The sequence below is a fragment of the Opitutales bacterium genome (assembly GCA_013215165.1).
In the GTDB taxonomy this organism is placed as follows: Bacteria; Verrucomicrobiota; Verrucomicrobiia; order Opitutales; family JABSRG01; genus JABSRG01.
Genome location: JABSRG010000062.1, coordinates 1 through 21820 on the forward strand (window position 1 = coordinate 1; position 21820 = coordinate 21820).

Consider the following 21820-nt stretch of genomic DNA (forward strand, 5'->3'; position numbering starts at 1 on the left):
GCAGCGTCTGTGATCGAACCGCCCTGACCCAAACGATCCCAAAGTTCCTCACCGATGTGGGGCGCAAATGGAGCAAGCAATTGGGTAAATACCTTGGCTAATTCAAAGTAGTAAGCTGGGGCTTTTGACAAGGTGTTTTGGCAGATCATCATCTGGGAGATGGCGGTGTTGAAGCGGAGGCCTTGAATGTCTTCGGTGACTTTTTTGATGGTCTGGTGAAAGACTTTGGCGTCTTCAGCGCTCAATGCCGCACCTTCTGAGATCTTTTCGGCTGGGTCGCCGTCAGGGCCGATAAATTCCATCCAGACTTTTTTGAGGAAGCGCACCACGCCCTGGATATTCTGGGTCGACCAGGGTTTCATGGCTTCCAGGGGACCCAAGAACATTTCGTATAGACGCAGGGAATCTGCGCCAAATTGGTCGATGATATCGTCGGGGTTGACGACATTGCCGCGACTTTTGGACATTTTGTTTCCATCCTCGCCCAGGATGATTCCTTGGTGGAAGAGGCGCTTGTAGGGCTCGGGTTCGCTCAGGACGCCAATGTCGTAGAGGAAGCGATGCCAAAAGCGTGCGTAGAGGAGGTGTAAGACGGCATGCTCGGCACCGCCGATGTAGAAGTCGGGTGTTTGCCAATACTGCTCGGCTTCACTGCTGACAAGCTTCTCAGCGTTGTCTGGGTCCATATAGCGCAGGTGGTACCAGCATGAGCCGGCCCACTGTGGCATGGTGTTGGTCTCGCGAACGGCGTCGATCCAGTCGGAAGAGTCAGTCTGGGTGTCGCGGCTGACGATGGCGCCGGTCTGGATATTTACTTTGACCTGGAGCCAGTCGGTGATGTTGGCGAGCGGCGATTCACCGGTGCCCGAGGGTTGGTAGTTGTCTGTTTCCGGTAGGCGCAGGGGAAGGTGCTCGGGTAGGACGGGTAGGGCATAGCACGTTGTTCCGTCGACCAGGCTGGTCACGGGTTCTTCCGGCAAATAGGCCTGCAATGCTGAGTCTTTGCTAGCGATGACCTGGTCATAAGCTTCGCGGCTGACCCAAATGATGGGGATGGGCTCGCCCCAGTAGCGCTGGCGGGAGAATATCCAATCGCGCAGCTTGTAGTTGACTGCACCCGTGCCGGTTCCACCGGCTTCCAAATCGGCGATGATGGCTTGTTTCGCGTCGGCGCTCGGCATGCCGCTGTATTTACCCGAATCGATCAGTTTGCCTGCGCTGGCGTAGGGTAGTGTCGTTTCTTTGCCCTCGGCTTCGATGACAGCCTGGATGGGTAGATTGAAAGTTTGGGCGAACTCAAAGTCGCGCTCGTCGTGTGCAGGCACAGCCATAATGGCCCCCGTGCCATAGGAGATGAGCACGTAGTCAGCGACCCATATTGGGATGCGCGCGCCGTTTACGGGATTGATCGCATAAGAGCCGGTGAAGACGCCGGTTTTTTCTTTGGCCAGTTCAGTGCGGTCGAGGTCGCTCTTTTTGGCAGCTGCGAGTTTATAGGTTGCGACTTCGTTTTTTTGCTCTTCCGAGGTGAGAGCATCGACTAGCGGATGTTCTGGAGCGATGACCATGTAGGTCGCTCCAAAGAGAGTGTCGGGCCGCGTGGTGTAAATGCGCAGGTGTTCGCCTGGAATGGTTTCGAGCGCGAAATCGACCTCCGCACCTTCCGATCGCCCGATCCATGCGGTCTGCATGCGTTTGGTCGAATCGGGCCAGTCTAGGTCTTTTAAGCCATCGAGCAGTTTTTCGGCGTATTTGGTAATACGCAGGATGAATTGACGCAGATTACGGCGCTCGACGGGGTGACCGCCGACTTCGCTCTTTCCGTCGACCACTTCTTCGTTGGCCAGAACGGCTTTCAGTTCGTCACACCACCAGACAGGCATTTCGTCGACGTAAGCCAAGCCGTGTTTGAACATGTTTAGGAATATCCACTGCGACCATTTGAAGTAGGCGGGGTCGGTAGTGTTAATTTCACGCTCCCAATCCAGCGCGAAGCCGATGTGATCGATCTGCTTGCGGAAGTTTTCGACGTTGGTCTCGGTGGTGGTGGCGGGGTGTTGGCCGGTTTTGATGGCGTATTGCTCTGCGGGGAGACCGAAGGCGTCCCAACCCATGGGGTGTAAGACATTGTAGCCTTGAGCCCAATGATAACGAGCGAGGATGTCGGAGGCGGTGTAGCCCTCGGGGTGACCGATATGGAGGCCGGCTCCTGATGGGTAGGGGAACATGTCGAGCACGTAGTATTTCGGTTTGGAAGAACCGTTTTCGGCTCGGAATGTCTTGTCCTGTGCCCAGATCTTTTGCCATTTGGGTTCGATCTCGGCTGGGGAGTATTCTGCGCGTCCTGTTGACATGGGTTTTTTAGAAAGGGAGGGAGCGTGCCATAGTGAGCCTCTGGGGCAAGCCGGTTCCTCTGTGTGAATAAGAGATTTAGTATTTGGTGTTTGAGATGTGGGCGTTCTGGCTTGTGTTGTGGGTGTGGAATTTAAGCTGGCATCTGAGTATGCGCCGATGGGCGATCAACCGGAAGCGATCAACACACTGGTGGGGTCGTTAGAGGCGGGAAATAAGTATCAAACGTTGCTGGGCGTAACGGGTTCGGGAAAGACGTTTACGATGGCCAATATCATTCAGCGCACGCAGCGGCCGGCGTTGATCATTTCTCACAATAAGACTTTGGCAGCTCAGCTCTATTCGGAGTTTAAGGCGTTCTTTCCCGAAAATGCGGTCGAGTATTTTGTCAGCTATTATGATTACTATCAGCCCGAGGCTTATGTGCCGGCAACCGATACGTTTATCGAGAAGGATTCTTCGATCAATGAGGAGATCGAGCGGTTGCGGATTGCTGCATCAAGCTCCTTGATCAGCCGGCGAGATGTGATCGTGGTGGCGAGTGTTTCGTGCATTTATGGTCTAGGGTCGCCTGAAGATTTTCGGGAGATGATGATCCCTTTGAAAGTGGGGGATGAGCGACCGCGTGATCAATTTCTCCAGATGTTGGTAGAAATCTTATACGAGCGCAATGATGTGGCGCTCAAGCGCGGCGCTTTCCGGGTGCGGGGAGAGACGGTCGATGTCTTTCCAGCCTACATGGAGAGCGCGATACGTCTCGAATTTTGGGGAGACGAGTTAGAGAGCATCAAGTCGCTCGATCCGCTGACCGGGGATACGGCGGAGAGCTATACCGAGTTTCGTCTCTATCCTGCCAACCAATATATTACACCGCGCCGGAAATTGGATGGGGCGATTAATGAGATCAAGGGTGAGTTAGAAGAGCGCGTTGGGAGTTTTGAAAAACAGGGTCTTCTTTTGGAAGCCCAAAGGATTCGCATGCGTACGGAGTATGACATCGAATTGCTGCAGGAGATGGGGTTTTGCAATGGGATTGAAAATTATTCCCGTCACATGAGTGGGCGTAAAGAGGGGGAGCGGCCGTTTTGCTTGATCGATTTTTTTCCGAAAGACTTTTTGCTCTTCATTGATGAGAGTCATGTGACGATTCCCCAGGTACACGGCATGTATCATGGCGACCGGTCGCGAAAGCAGCGGCTGGTAGAATTTGGATTTCGGCTCCCGTCGGCGTTGGATAATCGTCCGCAAAAGCCGGATGAGTTTGATGCGATTACGGGACAGACGGTCTATGTGTCGGCCACTCCAGCCGCTTTGGAATTACAACGCTCTTCAGCGCTGGCTGAGCAAGTGATCCGGCCCACTGGCTTGGTTGATCCTGAAATGTATATTCGCCCCATCAAAGATCAGGTAGCTGACTTGATTGGCGAGGTGCACAAAGCGGTGGAGAAAGAAGAGCGGGTGCTGGTGACGACTTTGACCAAGCGGATGTCTGAAGATCTCACCGATTACATGCGCGAGGCGAAGATTAAGGTAGAATATTTACACTCGGATATCGATGCCATCGAACGCATTGAGATCCTGCGCAAGTTGAGGAGTGGTGAGTGTGATGTGCTGGTGGGAGTGAATCTGCTGCGCGAAGGACTTGATTTGCCTGAGGTGGCCTTGGTTGCCATTCTTGACGCGGACAAGGAAGGATTTTTGCGCAGTGAAACGAGCCTGATTCAGACCGCCGGGCGTGCGGCACGAAATGCAGATGGACGGGTGATTCTGTATGCCGATGTGATCAACGGATCCATTCAGAAGACCCTAGAGGTAATCGAAGGCCGTCGTAGTAAACAACTAGCGTATAACAAGGAGCATGGGATTACTCCTAAATCTGTTAAACGGGGCGACCAGAAAAGCCTCCATGTTTATAAACAGGAAGAGACTTCGGGCGCGATTGCGGCGGAGAGTAAAGATGATGTGAAAGCAATCATCGCCGAGCTAGAGGAAGAAATGCTCGATGCGTCCCGATCTCTTGAATTTGAGCGTGCGGCGGTACTGCGTGACCAAATCGAAACTCTGCGCAGCGGAGACTATCGCCAGTCACAAAGTAAACGTGGTGTCCAGGGGAGATCTGGGAAACGTTACAAACAGAAGCGCAAACGTTCATGATGTCTGAAAATGTTCTTCCTCATAATTTTGTTATTGTTGAAATATCGATACCAGTTCTGACTCAGATGTAGTCAACCTCCCATTACAATTTAACCTTACCGATGATTTCACCCCAGACTGTACTTGTCACGGGCGCAAATCGTGGCATCGGCCTAGAAATAACTCAACAGATGTTGAGGAAGGGCCACCGCGTCTTTGCGACCTGCCGCGAACCCGATGCCGCTATCGAGCTCAAAAATATGCGACACAGTTTTGGGCGAAATATGGAGATTTTTAGCCTCGATGTCGATAATCCTAGAGATCGGCGTAGTCTTTACCTTTATCTAAAAAAGCTGCACATCGGGCTCGATCTCCTGGTAAATAACGCTGGGGCTTCTGTATGGGATAGTTTATCAGATTTAAGTCCTGACGTGATTCTCGATCTCGTTCGAACCAATGCGGTGTCACCGCTGCTTCTGAGTCGTGATTTGGTTCCTTTTCTGGAACGTAGTGAAAATCCTAGAATCATCATGATGAGCTCACGGCTTGGGAGTATGGAGATGAGTCGTGAGGTCAGTCGAAATAGCTACGCTTACGCAATGAGTAAGGCTGGCCTCAATATGGGCACGGTGCAGTTGGCAGGGAATTTACGTGAAAAAAGTATTGCTGTGATCGCTCAGAGCCCTGGCTGGGTCAGGACAGATATGGGGGGTGCTGATGCGCCGTTAAGTGTTTCAGAGGCAGTCCGGTCGATGCTCAAAGCCTTTGCAGGATATAGCATAAAGGACACGGGTAGTTTCTTTTCGGAGATTGGGGAGCCATTACCTTGGTAGGATCTAGCGTCTTTTGAATCTGACAATATAAGGTACTCTGGGTGCAAGAACAACGTCGATACAGGCGTGTGTGTCGGGTGGCTCTTTAAATTCGATCTGATAATTTGAGAGGATGCTCGCCACGGCTACGGGTTGTAGCACTCGTGCTAAGGGCGCGCCGGCGCAGACGTGAGCACCGCCGCCGAAGAGGCCATGAGCATCATGTCTCGGAAGGTCTGGATCGCGAAGAAAGCGATCAGGGTCGAAGCTGAGTGGGTTGTCGTAAACCTCGGGAAGAAAATGGCCCAATGAGTGTATATGCATCACCCAAGTTCGCTCGGGGATGGTGACGCCTTGGAATTCAATTGGCTTTTTGCTGAGGCGGTCGAAATACATCGATGGCGGGCGTAATCGTTCGATCTCCATGCAGCTAGCTCGCAGTCTTGGGAAATCGCCCATGTTGCTAAAACTGTCTGCGTCCCAGCCTTCGAGTTCCTCTAAGAGTTTTGTGTTCCAGGCCTCAGTGATGGCTGAAAAGACAAGGTTCCAGAGGATGGTGTGCGACGTTGTCGTAGAGCCAGCCATCATGAGTTGGGACAGATCGTGAATAAGCTCCTGTCTAGGAATGGGCGGTTCGTCCTTGGGATGCGCATTCAGGCTCAGTGAAAGAATATCGTCTTGCTCGACGGGGTTACGCTCCCGCTCGTCAAGGATGCTGTTGAGGTAACCGAAGATCTTTTTCCTGCGATAAATTCTGTCTGGACGCAGGTACCAGAGGTGTCGCCACATGCCTAAAGTGTGGGCTTTCAGCATATGTTTGTTACTGATCGCCATGGTTTGATCCATCCCCGGCGGTAGATCGACTTGCATGAGGGAGCGGCTCGTCATGGCGATGATGATGCGCATACAAAACGAGCGTAGATTGGTCCAATCCCCCGAGAGTTTTTCTATCTCGCGGACGACAACTTCGCTCATACTACGGGTATGCTGCATCAGCATCGACGGTTTGAAGCCGGCCGTGACGCGTTGGCGCTTTTTTCGGTAAACACGCCCTTCGAGCTGATTGAGATAGCGGTCGCTGAATTGTTCGCGAAAATGCTTATTGGATGTCGGGTAGTCCCAGAGCTTGTTGTCTCCCCAAGCGGTCTTATTGGCTTCTAGACCCCCCATGGCGATAACCTCTTCGCCGATGTGATTGATCTTAAACACAGGGCCGGCCTCGCGGTAGGCGCGTGTTTGAGTATTGATCGGATCCGTATAGTAAGCGCGCGTCCAGGAAGAGCGTTCCACAGAGCCTGGTTCGGGATTGTATAGCGGAATGTTCTTTAGGTGTGCAGTGGGCGAGGGAGGCATTGCTGGGGCAAAAAAGCAGGGGGTATTCCAGCAGTATTTAGATTGGAGCTACAATCCTTCTTACCGGGCGTTCACCGCCAAGGCTGCTCCGAGGATGCCAGCTCGGTTGGCGAATTCGGCATATTCTATAGGCGTTTCGACAGTCAGGTGTTTTTCAAATTTCTCCCGTTTCTTGACCCCGCCGCCGCCGAGAATGATGAGATCTAGCTGGAGAAGAAACGTGATGTATTTTAGAAATTCGTTGAAGTTTTTGCCCCACTCTTTCCAGGAGAGGTCGCGCGTTTCCCGCGCTCGCTCGCTCACAAGCCGTTCTGCAGAATTTCCTTTAAACTCAATATGTCCCAGCTCCATGTTAGGCACCAATACGCCCTTATTGAACAGGGCGGTGCCAATTCCAGTGCCAACGGTCACCATGAGGGTGGTGCCCAAGGCATTTTTACCTGCTCCGAGTTGCATTTCGGCTAAGCCTGCCGCATCGGCATCGTTGATCGCAGCCACTTCGAAGGCTCCAAAATCCTTCAGAATCTCACCTAAATCAATGTCGACTACTGTTGGATCTAAATTGGCAGCGGAGAGGGTCCGATTTTGACGAACAACTCCAGGGAAGCCGACTCCTACAGGGCCCGTCCAATCAAAGTGCTCCAGCATCGCCTTCAAAGCGTCTTGAAAAGCGGGCAGTTTACAGGGCTGGGGGGTGGGAATGCGGTGACGCTCTGTTATAAATTCTCCAGAGCTGGTGTCCACGACGGCAGCTTTGATGCCACTGCCTCCAATATCGATGCCGAGTGTTTCCATAAGCAAGGGGTGGAGAGATCTCAGAGGGATCTCAATATTTTTAACCTGGATTATGCGATGCGTTGAATGAAGTGATGACCGCCCTCGATCCACAGCCGCAGTCGAGTCGCATCATCTGGAATGGCATCGGCGATCATCTCTGGCCATTCGATCACCCAAAGAAAGGGTGATGTTAAGAGGCTATCGATATCAAGTGCATCGAGGTCGTCGGTAGACCTGAGGCGGTAGGCATCCATGTAGAGTAACTGCCGCCCTCCAAAATAGATGCTGAAAATGTTATAGGTTGGGCTGTGGATACCTTGTCTGATTTCGAGTCCGCTCGCCAAGCCGCGCACGAATGTGGTTTTACCTGAACCCAGGTCTCCACTGAGTGCTAACACGTGGTCGAACGGTAGCTGATCGGCTAATTCCCGTCCAAGAGTCTCGGTCATCTCAGCGTTTTTGAGATGGGTAGGTGCCTCAAGCTGAGCGAGGAGGTCACCCATTGACTGCCTGGAATGCGGCGGCGCGGGTTTTGACATAATCGACGACTTTGTGGTCGTCGCTTCCTGCTCGCCAAACGACTTCCAGGAACTCTGCTGGATGTAGTCCCAACACCTTAAAGAAATAGCGATCCCCTGAACATCCATACATGATTTCCGGGGGCAGGGTGCCTTGAAGTTTTCCACGTGCTTTAGGCAGAATTCGAGGCAGCCAGCGAATGCCTTCTATCTCGTCATACTTAGCTGGTAAGTCCGCGATATTGATATCCTGATCTGTCCAAGTCGCTTTTTGTTCAATAAGGAAGTAACTGCGACGTATGCTATGGACAGCGATGAATGTCGCGAAGTCGGGCTCTCCTTCAGAAACGAAGTCTTCGGCGTAGTCGTAAAAGTCCATTACTTTTAGACCGTGCGCGCGCATGATTTCAGTCTGTTCGGTCGAGAAATAGCTCGCTGGTTCGCGGTTTCCCGACTGGTAAAGACTCACTGTGTGTTTCCAGAGTGATTCAATTATACTGAGGGCGGTGTATCCTGACATGTGCTTGAGTGTGTTGGGGCCGTTTCATTTTTGGTAGGATAAAACAAACCTTTGTCCAGGATGACAATTGAATCTTAGCTCAGCGGAATCTTGGCTTAGGTCTCGACACAACATTGTTTCAAAAGAATAGTCCGGCGCTTCGCGAAACCCAAGCCTATGAGTGATCCAATCCAACACGAATGCGGCATCGTGCTGATTCGGCTGAAGAAACCGGTATCCTATTATCAGGAGAAATACGGGACGCCGCTCTACGGTTTTAACAAGCTGTTTCTACTAATGGAGAAGCAGCACAATCGTGGACAAGATGGCGCGGGCATCGGCTGCACTAAGCTTGATATGCCCATCGGTGAGCCGATCATGTTTCGCGAACGCAGCAATAATCGCAACGCTCTCACCAAGATCTTCCAGGGCCAACTGGATAAATATGACAAGATGGTGAAGCAGGGAGATATACACCCTGAGTTCGCTCAGACGGTGAAGCGTAACTTTGAATATGGAGGAGAGCTTTTAGTCGGCCACTTACGCTACGCGACCAGTGGCTCGCTCCTTGAGAAAGCGTGTCATCCCTACTACCGGCGTAGTAACTGGCCAACTCGGTCGTTGATGTTGGTTGGGAATTTTACGATGACCAACACGGAGCAGCTCAATCAGCGCCTAGCTTCGCGTGGCCAGCATCCGGTGTTTGATACCGACACTCAGGTGGTACTCGAAGAGATCGGATTCTTTCTCGATGAGGCGCATAATGATATTTTCCACTCACTCTCGGGCGACGGTTTAGAGGGGCAGGAAATCTACCAGCAAATTCGCCGTAAATTGGATCCAGCTGAAATTGTTCGTCAGGCTGCAAAACACTGGGATGGAGGCTACGCCCTCGCTGGTATGATCGGGAACGGAGATGCATTTGCACTCCGCGATCCCAATGGAATTCGGCCCTGTTATATGGCTGAGGACGACGAAATAATCGCCTTTGCTTCTGAACGTGTCCCGCTGATTACTGCGCTCAACAAAGACGAGTCAGAGATTAAAGAAGTTGAGCCCGGAAAAGTTGTTGTGATCAAGGCCGATGGAACGGTCAAAACAGAGCGCTTTGCCAAAGAAAAAAAACGCACGAGCTGTTCCTTTGAACGCATCTATTTTTCGAGAGGTAATGATCCGCAGATCTACCGTGAACGCAAAGCGCTGGGTGCAGCGATGGCAGAACAAATTCTCTGGTCCATCAATCATGAGGTCGAGGATGCCGTTTTTACTTACATCCCAAATACTGCGGAGATGGCCTACTTTGGCCTGATGGAGCGCTTACACGCCATGAATCGCGAAATGGCGGCCCAACGTATCAAAGACGATCTGGCACGCGGGGACCTCACTCCCGAAAGGATTGACGATATTATGGGGCGTTTGGCTCCGCGCGGTGAGAAGATTGCTATCAAGGACATCAAGCTCCGCACCTTTATTAGTGAGGAGTCTAGCCGGGCCCAGTTAGTTTCACATGTTTATGATGTGGCCTACGGGGTGGTGAAGCCGACTGATAATTTAGTTTGCATCGACGATTCCATCGTTCGCGGGACTACGTTGAAGGAGTCTATTCTCAAAATGTTGAGCCGAACAAACCCCAAGAAAATAGTCGTCGCTTCCACTGCGCCGCAGATCCGTTATCCTGATTGCTATGGCATTGATATGTCCGAGCTGGGGAAATTTATCGCGTTCCAAGCTGCGATTGCCCTTCACAAACAACATGGCAGTGAAGATGTGATCTTGGATGTATATCAGGACTGTTGTGACCAGGCGAGTCAGCCAAGATCACGTCTAGTTAATCACGTGCGCCGCATCTATGAACCGTTTACTGACGAGCAGATATCGCAAAAAATATCCGAGCTTGTCCGTCCTCGCGATATCGCATGGGAAGGGGATATCGAGATTACTTTCCAGACTGTAGATGCTCTGCATCAGGCTAGCCCTCGACACACGGGCGATTGGTATTTCACAGGTGAGTATCCTACCCCCGGAGGCTACTATGTGTTGAACCAAGCGTTCATTAACTATTACGAAAATCGGCGGGGGCGGAGCTACTAGACGGTCTGGATCGTCTTGCCTGGGTGATCTGCGAATGCACGCGAATTTTGAATTGGTTTTTAATGAACAGAAGGTGTGACTGAATCGATACAAATTTAGGAACTTCCTTTAGCTTATCCGCGGTAATTAGCCTTCACTAGAGGATCTTTTGGTCCTGCTTTTTGAAATATTTCCAAATTCATATTGACGGGGGGAAGCGAAATGTCCTCTATCGGAATCTTTCCCACAAAGGGGTAGTAGCTCAGTTGGTTAGAGCGCCTGCCTGTCACGCAGGAGGCCGCGGGTTCGAGTCCCGTCTATCCCGCCACCTTTTAAAAAGCTCTCGGAATTCCGAGGGCTTTTTTTGTGCCAGTGTTTTGGTGAGGGCCTCTCAACCGCGTGCTCCGGGTGTTCCGGTTCCGCTCGCTGCGCTCACGGCCCGGTCTTGTCGCGAGGCTCCAGGCTAGGTTTTCGCATTCCGTCTTGCGTTAAGGTGCGGAGCCCTTTCACTGCGTCGCTGTGTCAAGTTTGGCGCAACACTCTCTCACAACAAACATATTCAACACGGATTGCATTATGCCGGTTAAAATCGGAATTAACGGATTCGGCCGTATCGGTCGCATGGTATTTCGCGCGCTCGCGGACAAAGGCCTATTGGGCACTGAAGTAGAAGTCGTTGCTATCAACGACCTCGTCCCAGCCGACAACCTAGCCTATCTCCTCAAATATGACTCTACTCAAGGCCGCTTCAATGGCGAGGTAGAGGTCGATGGTGATGTCCTCATAGTGAACGGACAGCGCATCCAAACGATTGCTCTCCGCGAGGTTCCTGAGAATCTTCCTTGGAAAGACTACGGTGTAGATATCGTTCTCGAGTCTACAGGCCTTTGGGTTCAGGACGAAAAAGCAGAAGGACATATCAAAGCTGGTGCCAAAAAGGTAATCATTTCCGCCCCTGGTAAGGGAGATAAGGTCAAAACTGTCGTGCTGGGTGTGAATGACGATACCCTAACTGCAGATGATTCGATTATCTCTAACGCTTCGTGCACGACCAACTGCCTGGCTCCGATGACCAAGATCGTCCTCGATAACTACGGCATAAAAGAGGGTTTGATGACAACCGTTCACGCTTACACTGCAACTCAGCGTACCGTCGATGGGCCTTCTCCAAAAGACATGAAGGGGGGGCGTGCTGCGGCGACCAACATTATCCCATCCACTACAGGGGCAGCCAAGGCTGTGGGACTCGTTCTTCCTGAAGTGAAGGGCAAGCTGACGGGGATGGCCTTCCGCGTGCCAACACCTACAGTGTCAGCGGTAGATCTCACCGTGAAGACCGAGAAGCCTACTTCTTACGAAGAAATTTGCTCCAAGATGAAAGAAGCCGCTGAGGGTCCCCTCAAGGGCATCCTCGGATACACCGAAGACGAGGTAGTCTCAACCGACTTCGTTCACGATAGCCATAGCTCTATTTTCGACGCTGGCTCCGGTATCGCCCTTTCTGATACCTTCTTCAAGCTGGTGTCTTGGTATGACAATGAGTGGGGTTATTCCAATCGCTGCGCCGAGTTGATCTCGAAGGTGGCGAAGATGGCATAAGCCAGGCCGATTTGCCCACACCTTTTCTGAGGGTCAGGAGAGCAGATAAAAATCACGCTCTCCTGGCCTTTTTTCTTTCATTTATCCGCACTCACTTATTCCATCGCGGCTCTTCAATTTTTCTCTATGGCCAAGGTAAAATCTGTAAAAGATCTCTCCTGCAGCGGAAAACGCGTGCTTGTGCGCGTTGATTTCAATGTTCCGCTTTCGTCAGACGGCAAAGTCACCGACGACACACGCATTCGCGCAGCGCTCCCCACGATCGAATTACTCGTCAACCAGAAGGCACGCGTGATTCTCGCTAGCCATCTGGGCCGTCCGAAGGGTGAGCCAAATATGAAATATTCACTCCGGCCGGTGGCGGCAGATCTTTCTGATAAGCTGAAGCGCCCGGTGATTTTCGTGAAGGACTGTGTTGATGAGGAAGCAGAGTCTATTATTGATAGCACCGAGCCAGGTTCAGTCGTATTGCTAGAGAATGTTCGCTTCTACGCGGGTGAGGAAAAGAATGACGCTGAATTTGCGAAGAAGCTGGCCAATCTAGCGGATGTTTATGTGAACGATGCTTTTGGTACAGCCCACCGTGCCCATGCTTCCACTGCCGGTGTCGCTGAGTTTGTTGCAGAGAAGGCTGCTGGCTTATTGATTGAAAAGGAACTTGCCTACTTGGGTGACAAGGTGTCGCAACCTGAGCGACCGCTGACGGTCATTTTGGGAGGAGCCAAGGTCTCTGATAAGATCATGGTTATCGACGCTCTACTCGAAAAGGCAGACACAATTTTGATCTGTGGCGCGATGGCCTACACATTTAAACTCGCTCTAGGAGAGACAGTGGGTGACAGCTTATCTGAGCCCGACAAGATAGATACCGCGAAGGCCGCTTTGGCCAAGGCGAAGAAAAAGGGCGTAAAATTCCTTCTTCCGGTCGACACAATGGTCGTGCAAGGGCTTGATTTCGGTGCAGGTTCTTTCACTGATTCAAAGATCGTCGAAGGTAATATTCCTGAAGGCTGGGAAGGCGTGGATATCGGGCCGAAGTCCGTCGCATTGTTCTCATCGGCTATTCAAGAGGCCAAAACTGTTCTCTGGAATGGTCCTATGGGGATCTTTGAAATTGAAGCCTGTTCAAAGGGGACTTTCGAAATCGCTAAGGTGATCGCTGATAGTGACGGTCTCTCGATCATCGGTGGCGGTGATTCAGTAAAGGCCATCAATCAATCTGGCTATGGCGACCAAGTCACTTTCATGAGCACAGGGGGCGGTGCCTCATTGGAGTTTCTTGAAGGAAAAGCGCTTCCCGGCGTTGTCGCTCTTGAGCAATAATCTTTATAATCCCAAATTTCCCAACCATGAGTAATAAATCACGTAGGTTCCTAATAGCCGGAAACTGGAAGATGAACAAAACCATAGCGGAGGCGAAAGAGCTCGCGACCGAAGTGGTATCGTCTGTTGGACAGCAGACCGCTGTCGGTATCGTTGTCTGTCCGCCTTACACTTCACTCGAAAGTGTGGGGTCGATCGTTTCCGATTCTACTGTCAATCTGGGTGCACAAAACATGCACCATGAAGCCGCGGGCGCCTACACTGGAGAAGTGAGTGCTGAAATGCTTCGCGATTTGTTCGCTTCATCGGTGATTTTGGGACACAGCGAGCGCCGAGAGTATTTCGCTGAGTCGGATGAGTTGATAAACCAGAAGGTCTTGGCGGCACTGCAGAACAACCTACGTCCTATCTTGTGTGTCGGTGAGACTCTCGAAGATCGAGAAGCGGGAGACACCCTCAAGGTGGTCGAAACTCAGCTGCGTGGCGGACTGGTCGATGTGACTGAAAGTAAGGCAGATCAGGTAGTCATCGCGTATGAGCCTGTTTGGGCCATCGGTACGGGAAAAACTGCTACGCCGGAAATGGCACAAGAGGTCCATGCTGCTATCCGTGCCCTTCTTATTGAATTGTTTGGTGAAACGGGTGATAAAATCCGCATCCTTTATGGCGGGTCTATGAAACCTGGAAATGCCGAAGAACTCCTCAAACAGCCCGATATTGACGGTGGGTTAATCGGAGGCGCAGCCCTCAAAGCCAAAGATTTTTGCGCTATTGTAGAAACTGCAGTTAGCCTTTCCGAGTAGGTCGGTAGGTTTTCCTTTGAACTCTGGAGAGCGGCACTTCGTCGCCGCCTTCTGTGGATTTAGACCGACGCTCCTATGGCAGAAGGAGGCACTCAGCGTCTTTTTTTGCACTGTAGCGAATAGTTTCTGACACGGTCTTTGCAGCTGACTGAACCCGGGTGCTCCAACTTCTCAATGCTGCCTCTTCTTTGATGAGGCAGGCCGCAAATAAATCACCAGTTCCGCGATATGAGCGCGGTTCCCAAGGCAGATTTATCATCTCGGTAGCTGCTTTATGATGAATACAGACACCGCGTGACCCACCTTGGGGTTCTGCAGAAGTCTCTAGAATAGTCGCGCGCAATACCTGCGTCGATAGCCACTGTATACGATTGAGGCCCTCGGCGTCAGCGAGAAGTTCGATTTCAGTAGAATTCGGCAACGCTACATCAGCGAAATTTAATATTTTCAACCATACTGAAATCAAGTCTTTGGAAACGTAGGCTCTGCCATGATCACCACAAATCGGATCGACCCAGATCTTGCCAAGATTTTCGCGCTGCTCACTTAGCCAATTAACAATCCCCTCGGCCTGTTGGACAGAAGCTAGGTAGCCTATAAATAGGTCTGGTTTTCGACCGGCATGGTTTTGGAACTTGAGATTGGCTTGGAGTTGCTCGATGAGCTGAGCATTCGGCCAGCGCTGGCTCTCTGGGTAGTCGGGTGTGGCGTTTAAATAAATGCTGGGAACTGGGATCGCTTGCGTGCCCAAAACGGGAAGTATCACGCCTAGCCCCGCTCCTCCAAAAGCTGGCAAGCTATGGACGATTATTATGGGGGAGGCCAGGCTGGTCATGACTCTAAGAGCTTTCGCCCATATTCCAGTCATCGGATTTGAAAGGAACTGCCGGGAGGCGTTCTTCGTTGCCCAGGTTTGCCCAGATTGGATTGAGATGCCATGCGTAGTGCACTGCAATCGGGCGTGAAACACTCTCGGATGTTACTTTCACCACGTCGCTTTCAATAGTCGCGTCGGCTTCATAGAACTTTCGATCTTCACCAGCCAACAAAAAGCCTGAGAGCGGGTTGCCATTCAAAGCTTTCAGGCCGCTGCCGACCTGCTCGAAACGGATGAGCGCAGTGGCTTCCTCGAATCTGATCTCCACAGGCTCAGGGCCGCCGCGCAGATCGATTTTTTGGTATACATCTGCCAATGCCCAGCGTGCGAGACGACGTCCGATGACTTGCTTGTGGCGCGGATGGATGTCATTCGTTTCACCCGCATCAATAGCGACGGCCAGTCCTGCTTTGGGATCGTCTAAAACAGCGAGTCTTTGCGCTTCGCGCAAGTGCGGCCAATTGTCATCTTTGAGTGGATTAGCCGGGCTGAGGAAATTTGCCAGCTGGACGATCCCGAAATGCATTTCTTGATTTTCAAACCAACGACGCCAGTCCTCCATCAGAGCTTTCATTTTACCGCGATAGTCCTGAGGGCGGAATCCTGCATCAGCTTCACCTTTGTACCAAATCACCCCGCGGAGTCCATATGGGGTCACGGGCGAGATCATGCCATTCGCCAGGGAGGCCGGGCGGCCATAGCCCCGGTAGTCTTTGGGTAGCGTGGGGGCTCCAACTTTAACTTGTTTGTCCAAGGGCTCATCAGAGGCGATGATACTCTCAGTCTGTCGTCGCCAAATGCCAGTCAACTGCAATTGAAAGTCGGGCCATTCTAGATACGGATATTGATCTCCACCGATGAAACCTCCAAAGGCGAAAGGCGTGAAGATCCTGAGAGCAATCGTGTTGCGTCCGGTCTTCAGAGTGTTCTGTGATACTGAAAGCGTTATTGAGCCTGGAGCCGCTTCGGTAGAACTCTCGAGTTTTTTTCCATTAATCCATGCTGTGGCCGAATCGCCTATGGGGCCAAGGCGAAGCGTGGCGGCTGTCGGGGGGCTCTTCTTGAGATTTCTGGGTGTGAAGCTAGCTGATTGCGAGGGCAGGTGGACTTTCCAATTTCCCTCGGCATCGGCAATGCCTTGCATGGTGGTTTTACCCAGTGTGACGTGTATGTTCGCACCTGGTTGCGCCCAGCCCCAAACAGGAATAGCCGCATGCCTCTGCAATACCATGTGGTCAGAAAATACTGAAGGCAATTTGAGGGATATCTGTACGGATACCATGAGTTTGAAGGCTGTCCGTATTAAGTGAATTTGCGCAATCTAAATCCCTTTTTTGATATTTTTCGCGCAACTCTTGCTCGCCCGGAGATTCTTTTTCAGGCTTTGACATCGTGTCCTTTCCTCTCGAACCCAGGCCAGATATCTCAGATCCAGATTCTTTGTTGGAGTCCTTTCTTGACTACACAGTCCGTAAGGAACTCGAGCTCTATCCCGCTCAGGAGGAAGCCATTCTCGAATTGTTCGCTGGTAAGAATGTTATCGTTAATACACCGACAGGATCCGGTAAGTCGCTTGTGGCGGCATCCCTGCACTATTTGTCTGCTTCGACGGGAAGGCGCTCGGTGTATACCTGCCCTATCAAGGCGTTGGTGAATGAAAAATTTCTTTCTCTATGCCGAGATTTTGGGCCGGAAAGTGTGGGAATGATGACGGGTGACGCGACTGTGAACGGGAATGCGCCGATCTTGTGTTGTACGGCAGAAATCTTGTCTAATATAGCTCTGCGTGACGGACCGGATGCGCGATTCCACGACATCATCATGGACGAATTTCACTATTATTCGGACGAAGAGCGGGGTGTGGCCTGGCAGGCGCCCTTGCTGACGATGTCGAAGGCGCGCTTTTGTTTGATCTCTGCGACACTGGGTGAGACGGCGTTTTTTGAGCGTGAGATGACACGTGTGACCGGCCTTGAGAGTGTTACTGTGAAGAGTGTTGAGCGCCCGGTTCCCCTTGAGTTTGAGTATATTGAGGACGCATTTTCTGAGACTATCGAGGCATTGGCTGGAGCTAACAAACTTCCTGTCTATGTCGTCCATTTCACCCAGCGTTCTGCTGCTGAGACTGCTCAGAACCTGTTGAGTATCAATTTGTGTTCCAAGGAGGAAAAACAAGCGATTGCCGAAGAATTACAGGACGCATCGTTTACCAGTCCGTTTGGTAAAGAGATCAAAAAACTGGCGCGTGCGGGTATTGGCCTACATCACGCAGGGTTGTTGCCCAAGTATCGGGTATTGATCGAGAAACTTGCTCAGAAGGGCATGCTCAAAGTCATATGCGGGACAGACACGCTGGGTGTGGGCGTCAATGTTCCGATACGTACTGTTTTGTTTACTCAGCTCTGTAAGTTTGGCGGACGGCAGACGGAAATTCTGACTGCGCGCGATTTTCATCAGATCAGTGGTCGGGCGGGGCGTAAGGGATTCGATGACGTGGGCTATGTTCTCGCGATGGCGCCAGCCCATGTCATCGAAAACAAGAGACTGGAGGCGAAGGCGGCTGCGGGTAACAAAAAGAAGAGTAAGCTCGTTAAAAAGAAGCCACCTGAGCACGGCTATGTGCATTGGGATGAACAGACGTTTTCTCGGCTTCAGTCGGCACCGCCTGAGTCGCTCAAGTCCTCTTTTAAGGTGAGCCATGGTATGCTGCTGAATGTATTGAGTCGTGACGGTGACGGATGCCAGGCGATGCGACAGATAATTCGGGATTGCCACAATACACCGGCGTCAAAACGCGTCATGCGCCACGAGGCATTCCAACTTTTCCGGGCTTTGATGGATAGGAACATTATTGAGGTCCAGCCACCAGGAGCCGCTCAAAAGTTGAGGATTAATGTCGAGCTTCAGGACGATTTTTCGCTCAATCAGACTCTCGCACTGTATTGTATTGATGCCCTAGGTTTGTTGGACACGCGCTAAGAGGATTACCCGCTCAAATTGCTTAGTTTAGCAGAGTCGATCCTCGAAAATCCTGAGGTGATTTTGCGCGCGCAGATTAACTTTATCAAAAGTGAACTGATCGCGGAGCTGAAGGAACAAGGCGTTGAATACGACGATCGGATGGAGCGACTGGAAGAGGTGGAACATCCGAAGCCAGAAGCCGATTTCATATATGCCACCTTCAATGAGTTTGCTGCGACACATCCTTGGGTTGGCCAAGAAAATATCCGTCCCAAATCCATTGCTCGCGAGATGTATGAACGCTACAGCAGCTTTGCAGATTATGTGAAACGCTATGGCATTCAGCGCGCCGAAGGTCTGTTGTTGCGTCATATCACCCAGGTCTATCGTGTCCTAGAAAATACCATTCCTCCGGCTTTTAAGACTGAACCGGTGGAGGAGATGATCAGCTATTTTAACCATTTGCTGAGACACACAGATTCGAGCCTGATGGATGAATGGGAGACGCTGCGTAATCCTGATTACGTTAAAGGGCCCGCAGGTGCCGAGCTCCCGGATCGACCAGATATCACGCGAGACGCCGCAACTTTGGAGCGCGCTGTGCGGACCGCTGTGTTTGCCTTTTTGCATGAATTTGCGAATCGAGAATGGGAGGCGTTGGTAGAGTCTTATTCCTTCGCTTTGTGTTACCCCGATGCTCAGTCTCCAGAAATAGTGCTACGTCGTGATATCGAGAGCTATTTCGAAGACCATGATTTTCTTCGATTCGATCCTGAGGCGCGTTCTAAGAAACACACACGCATCGACCGCGACGATAGAGCGGGAATGCTCCGGGTCGAACAGACTCTGGTCGACGGAGATGAGCTCAATGATGTGCAGTGGGTCTTCCAGGTTGATTTAAAAGGGGTGCGCGAGTCCGGTGTGGTGGCTTTACTTCCCATAGCCTTAGAGCGGACTCACTAAAGATGTGTGCATGATCCGGGTGGTTGATGGGAGAAGTCGTGTTATTTTGATACAAAACCAATTTTAACCATGGCTTCTGACTACCATCGCGTCGCAAATATCATTCACTTCCTTTCCGAGCATTATGCGGAGCAGCCTTCGCTCGACGAACTCGCTGGCCACTTCAATTTGAGCAAAGGCTACATTCAACGGCTCTTTACGGCATATGTGGGTGTCAGTCCTCAACGTTTTGTTCAGCAGCTCCTATTGGATACGGCTAAAGAGCGTTTGATCGCAGGTGACGCGGTATTGGATGCATCCTTAAGTGCGGGTCTCTCAGGGCCGGGCCGTTTGCATGATCTCTTTGTGACCTTCGATGCGATCACGCCGGGAGAATTCAAAAATTCTTGTTCTGGTATGGTGGTGAAAATGGGCGTAGCAGTGGGTTCGTTTGGGCGCGTGTCCCTTGCGGTGACCGAGCGCGGAATCTGCTGGTTGGGTTTTCCAGAAGAATGGAACAATAGCGTAGCAAGTGAGATCGAAGCGGATTTACAGCACCGCATGCCCGGTGCAGTGATTCAGCACGACGCCGCCGCGATTACGCAGCATGTGCAGGCGCTTTTCTCTCCGGACCGCAAGGAGAGTACGGTTTTTGTAAGCGGGACGAATTTTCAGGTCCAGGTCTGGCGCGCCTTGCTGTCGATTCCCGAAGGCAAGCTCGTGTCGTATGGTAATTTAGCAAAGAGTCTGGGCCGTCCTAAAGCAGCAAGAGCCGTCGGCACGGCAGTCGGGAGTAATCCCGTTTCATTTCTCATCCCCTGTCACCGCGTCTTACGAGAAACCGGCACACTCGGCGGCTACCGCTGGGGCCTCCGACAAAAACGTGCGTTGCTCGCCTGGGAGATGGAACGGGTGGCCGTGTAGGGGCGGTTTGAGCAAAAAGCGCCTTCTATAATCCAAGCGCCTTTTTGATCTCAGGCTTTTTGTCGACTGCGGCCATGAATTCATCGGGGTCGAAGTCTGCTACCACGAAATCACCGTATTCGAGAGTGGGTGTCTTGGTCTGCCCGCTGATTTCTTCCATACGTGTCCAAGCGGCTTTATCGGAGATGACATCACGCTCTTCTAAGTCTACACCTCGGTCAGAGAAAAAGTCTCGTGCGAGCTTACACCATGGGCAGCCCGGTTTTACATACATGATCGGTTTCATCGCTGCAAAGACACGTTATTTTTATAAAGTTTCAAGGCGTATTCCTCCCAATGCGGAATGCTGGGCGTTTCCCTGGAGTAGGCTTACTTAAAGCGCTGGTCTTCGAACCCTTTGGCACTTCGATGTGCGTTCCTGACCTTTGATCACTCAAAAAGAGAATTTTTCGGCTTTCGGGCCGATATTTCTGAGAGATGTTGAGATTGAGAATGAAATTCACTCTGTTGAACGTCGTCTACCAAACTAGCTCATGGAGGTTTTTAAAGGTATGGTTCTGACAGATTGATTTTCTTCAGGCCCCACATTTGAGATGAAATTATCCCTCCCATTGACGACTTGGATCGCAGTCGGCTTCTTGTGTATGCACCTCGCATCAGAGGCTCAGGCTAACCAACCCGATCCCTTTTTTGAGCGGACGGTTAAGCCGTTTTTTCAGACCCACTGTCTTGAGTGTCATAGTGGCGATAATGCTAAGGCGTCGTTTTACATGGATCGCTTGCATCTCGACTTCACACACCCCACGAATGCGGACAAGTGGGTCGAAGCTATGGATGCGATCAATCTGGGAGATATGCCTCCAATCGAAAAGCCTCAGCCGGACCCAGATCAAGTTTTTGAAGTGGCGGAGTGGATTGGAAGCCAAATTCGCCAGGCTCAGGAAGAGAGTCGCATGAAGGGGGGCCAGGTTCTTTTAAGACGCTTAAACCGAGATGAATATGTAAATACAATCATCGATCTTCTCGATATTGATGCATCACATGCGCATACATTGCGTGAACTTTTGCCACCTGATGGCAAAGCCGACGGATTTGATCGTATCGCAGCCGCTCTCTTCATCGATGAGACGCAGATGGAAAAGTATCTCGAGGTCGCTTCATATATTGCTGACATGGCCCTACCTGATGATCCCCCGGCTTCCTACAAAATCGATTGGGACCCGATTGACGGGGGTCTCGCAAGGATCGGGGACACCGTAGTCCCAAGAGGGAGCAAATCGTTTTCAATAAATATCTCTGGTGGAGCCAAGCCTTTTGAAGAATTCAACAATGGCATTCTTTCGAAAAGTCCAACGCGCTACGCGATCGCCAGAGGAAATTTGTTAGATGACGAATATCCCCCATTCTCTCATGGCAACAAAATTGATCTATCTGAAGTGGTCCGGGAAGATGGGTTTTATAGGTTTAGATTCTTTGCAGGTGCTTTCCAGGGAAATCGAGACCTACCTGTCACGATTAGACTGACCTACTGTAGCAATACCCCTTTAGAGCAGGAGTTTCATCACGTAGTTCAAGGGTCGATAGACGAGCCTGTCTTGCAAGACTTGGTCGTTTTTCTCCGGAAGCCTTCAGATTTCCCAGCTCGCTTCCATATAGATTGGAACGTCAGGGGAGACACGATCATTGAGGACCCAGTTTATAAAGAGCTCCGCCAAAGGTTACATCGTTTGAGCCGCAACCTATCCAAAGCGATCCGCCAAAAAGATTCTGAAGAAGCAAAAAGACTTAAAAAAGAGCAGAACACAGCCATCCCATAGGGATGCGCTAAAAAATTAAAAAGTGGTTGGCTCTGGCGGACTTCCGATCAAGGAAGTCAG

General features: G+C 51.3%; 16 protein-coding genes, 1 tRNA gene and 1 pseudogene. 10 read left to right on the forward strand and 8 right to left on the reverse strand.

Annotated elements, in window-relative coordinates:
* Positions 1-2354, reverse strand: a 2354-nt coding sequence (locus HRU10_12565; GenBank protein ID NRA28066.1) for a leucine--tRNA ligase, incomplete at its 3' end; no start/stop codon positions are given.
* Positions 2355-2472: 118 nt separating this feature from the next.
* Between HRU10_12565 and uvrB the strand changes: the two genes are divergently transcribed.
* Together uvrB and HRU10_12575 are read left to right on the forward strand one after the other, a co-directional pair.
* Entirely contained in the window at positions 2473-4506 is a 2034-nt protein-coding gene (gene uvrB / locus HRU10_12570; GenBank protein NRA28067.1) for an excinuclease ABC subunit UvrB, read from the forward strand.
* Between the two features lie 101 nt (positions 4507-4607).
* Positions 4608-5318 carry an SDR family oxidoreductase gene (locus tag HRU10_12575; GenBank protein ID NRA28068.1) on the forward strand — a complete coding sequence of 237 codons (711 nt, stop codon included), beginning with the start codon at positions 4608-4610 and terminating at the stop codon, positions 5316-5318.
* A 3-nt stretch (positions 5319-5321) separates the two neighbouring features.
* Here the strand turns inward: HRU10_12575 and HRU10_12580 are convergent, their stop codons facing one another.
* Genes HRU10_12580 through HRU10_12595 form a run of 4 tightly spaced genes read right to left on the reverse strand, consistent with a single transcriptional unit; the run spans position 5322 to position 8465 of the window.
* Entirely contained in the window at positions 5322-6650 is a 1329-nt protein-coding gene (locus tag HRU10_12580) for a cytochrome P450 (GenBank protein NRA28069.1), read from the reverse strand.
* A 60-nt stretch (positions 6651-6710) separates the two neighbouring features.
* A complete protein-coding gene (locus tag HRU10_12585; GenBank protein ID NRA28070.1) occupies positions 6711-7445 on the reverse strand; it encodes an ROK family protein in 735 nt (244 codons plus the stop codon).
* 50 nt (positions 7446-7495) lie between these two features.
* A complete protein-coding gene (gene tsaE, locus HRU10_12590; protein NRA28071.1) occupies positions 7496-7930 on the reverse strand; it encodes a tRNA (adenosine(37)-N6)-threonylcarbamoyltransferase complex ATPase subunit type 1 TsaE in 435 nt (144 codons plus the stop codon).
* On the reverse strand, positions 7923-8465 hold the full coding sequence (locus tag HRU10_12595; protein NRA28072.1) for a DUF5069 domain-containing protein: 543 nt from the start codon (positions 8463-8465) through the stop codon (positions 7923-7925). The genes tsaE and HRU10_12595 overlap by 8 nt, the downstream gene beginning before the upstream one ends.
* A gap of 156 nt (positions 8466-8621) precedes the next feature.
* Between HRU10_12595 and HRU10_12600 the strand changes: the two genes are divergently transcribed.
* From HRU10_12600 to HRU10_12620, 5 genes are all read left to right on the forward strand, one after another.
* Entirely contained in the window at positions 8622-10535 is a 1914-nt protein-coding gene (locus HRU10_12600) for an amidophosphoribosyltransferase (protein ID NRA28073.1), read from the forward strand.
* Positions 10536-10765: 230 nt separating this feature from the next.
* Positions 10766-10842: transfer RNA gene (locus tag HRU10_12605), tRNA-Asp, on the forward strand.
* A gap of 248 nt (positions 10843-11090) precedes the next feature.
* On the forward strand, positions 11091-12113 hold the full coding sequence (gene gap, locus HRU10_12610) for a type I glyceraldehyde-3-phosphate dehydrogenase (protein NRA28074.1): 1023 nt from the start codon (positions 11091-11093) through the stop codon (positions 12111-12113).
* A 126-nt stretch (positions 12114-12239) separates the two neighbouring features.
* On the forward strand, positions 12240-13436 hold the full coding sequence (locus HRU10_12615; GenBank protein NRA28075.1) for a phosphoglycerate kinase: 1197 nt from the start codon (positions 12240-12242) through the stop codon (positions 13434-13436).
* A gap of 26 nt (positions 13437-13462) precedes the next feature.
* Positions 13463-14239 carry a triose-phosphate isomerase gene (locus tag HRU10_12620; protein ID NRA28076.1) on the forward strand — a complete coding sequence of 259 codons (777 nt, stop codon included), beginning with the start codon at positions 13463-13465 and terminating at the stop codon, positions 14237-14239.
* Positions 14240-14312: 73 nt separating this feature from the next.
* Here the strand turns inward: HRU10_12620 and HRU10_12625 are convergent, their stop codons facing one another.
* Together HRU10_12625 and HRU10_12630 are read right to left on the reverse strand one after the other, a co-directional pair.
* Positions 14313-15074 carry a bifunctional hydroxymethylpyrimidine kinase/phosphomethylpyrimidine kinase gene (locus tag HRU10_12625; protein NRA28077.1) on the reverse strand — a complete coding sequence of 254 codons (762 nt, stop codon included), beginning with the start codon at positions 15072-15074 and terminating at the stop codon, positions 14313-14315.
* 4 nt (positions 15075-15078) lie between these two features.
* Entirely contained in the window at positions 15079-16398 is a 1320-nt protein-coding gene (locus HRU10_12630) for a hypothetical protein (GenBank protein NRA28078.1), read from the reverse strand.
* Positions 16399-16508: 110 nt separating this feature from the next.
* Between HRU10_12630 and HRU10_12635 the strand changes: the two are divergent.
* Positions 16509-19040, forward strand: a pseudogene (locus HRU10_12635) (DUF3516 domain-containing protein).
* Positions 19041-19109: 69 nt separating this feature from the next.
* A complete protein-coding gene (locus tag HRU10_12640) occupies positions 19110-19943 on the forward strand; it encodes a methylated-DNA--[protein]-cysteine S-methyltransferase (GenBank protein ID NRA28079.1) in 834 nt (277 codons plus the stop codon).
* A gap of 25 nt (positions 19944-19968) precedes the next feature.
* Here the strand turns inward: HRU10_12640 and HRU10_12645 are convergent, their stop codons facing one another.
* Entirely contained in the window at positions 19969-20217 is a 249-nt protein-coding gene (locus HRU10_12645) for a glutaredoxin family protein (protein ID NRA28080.1), read from the reverse strand.
* Between the two features lie 319 nt (positions 20218-20536).
* Between HRU10_12645 and HRU10_12650 the strand changes: the two genes are divergently transcribed.
* A complete protein-coding gene (locus HRU10_12650) occupies positions 20537-21760 on the forward strand; it encodes a DUF1587 domain-containing protein (protein NRA28081.1) in 1224 nt (407 codons plus the stop codon).
* The last annotated feature ends 60 nt before the right edge of the window (positions 21761-21820 follow it).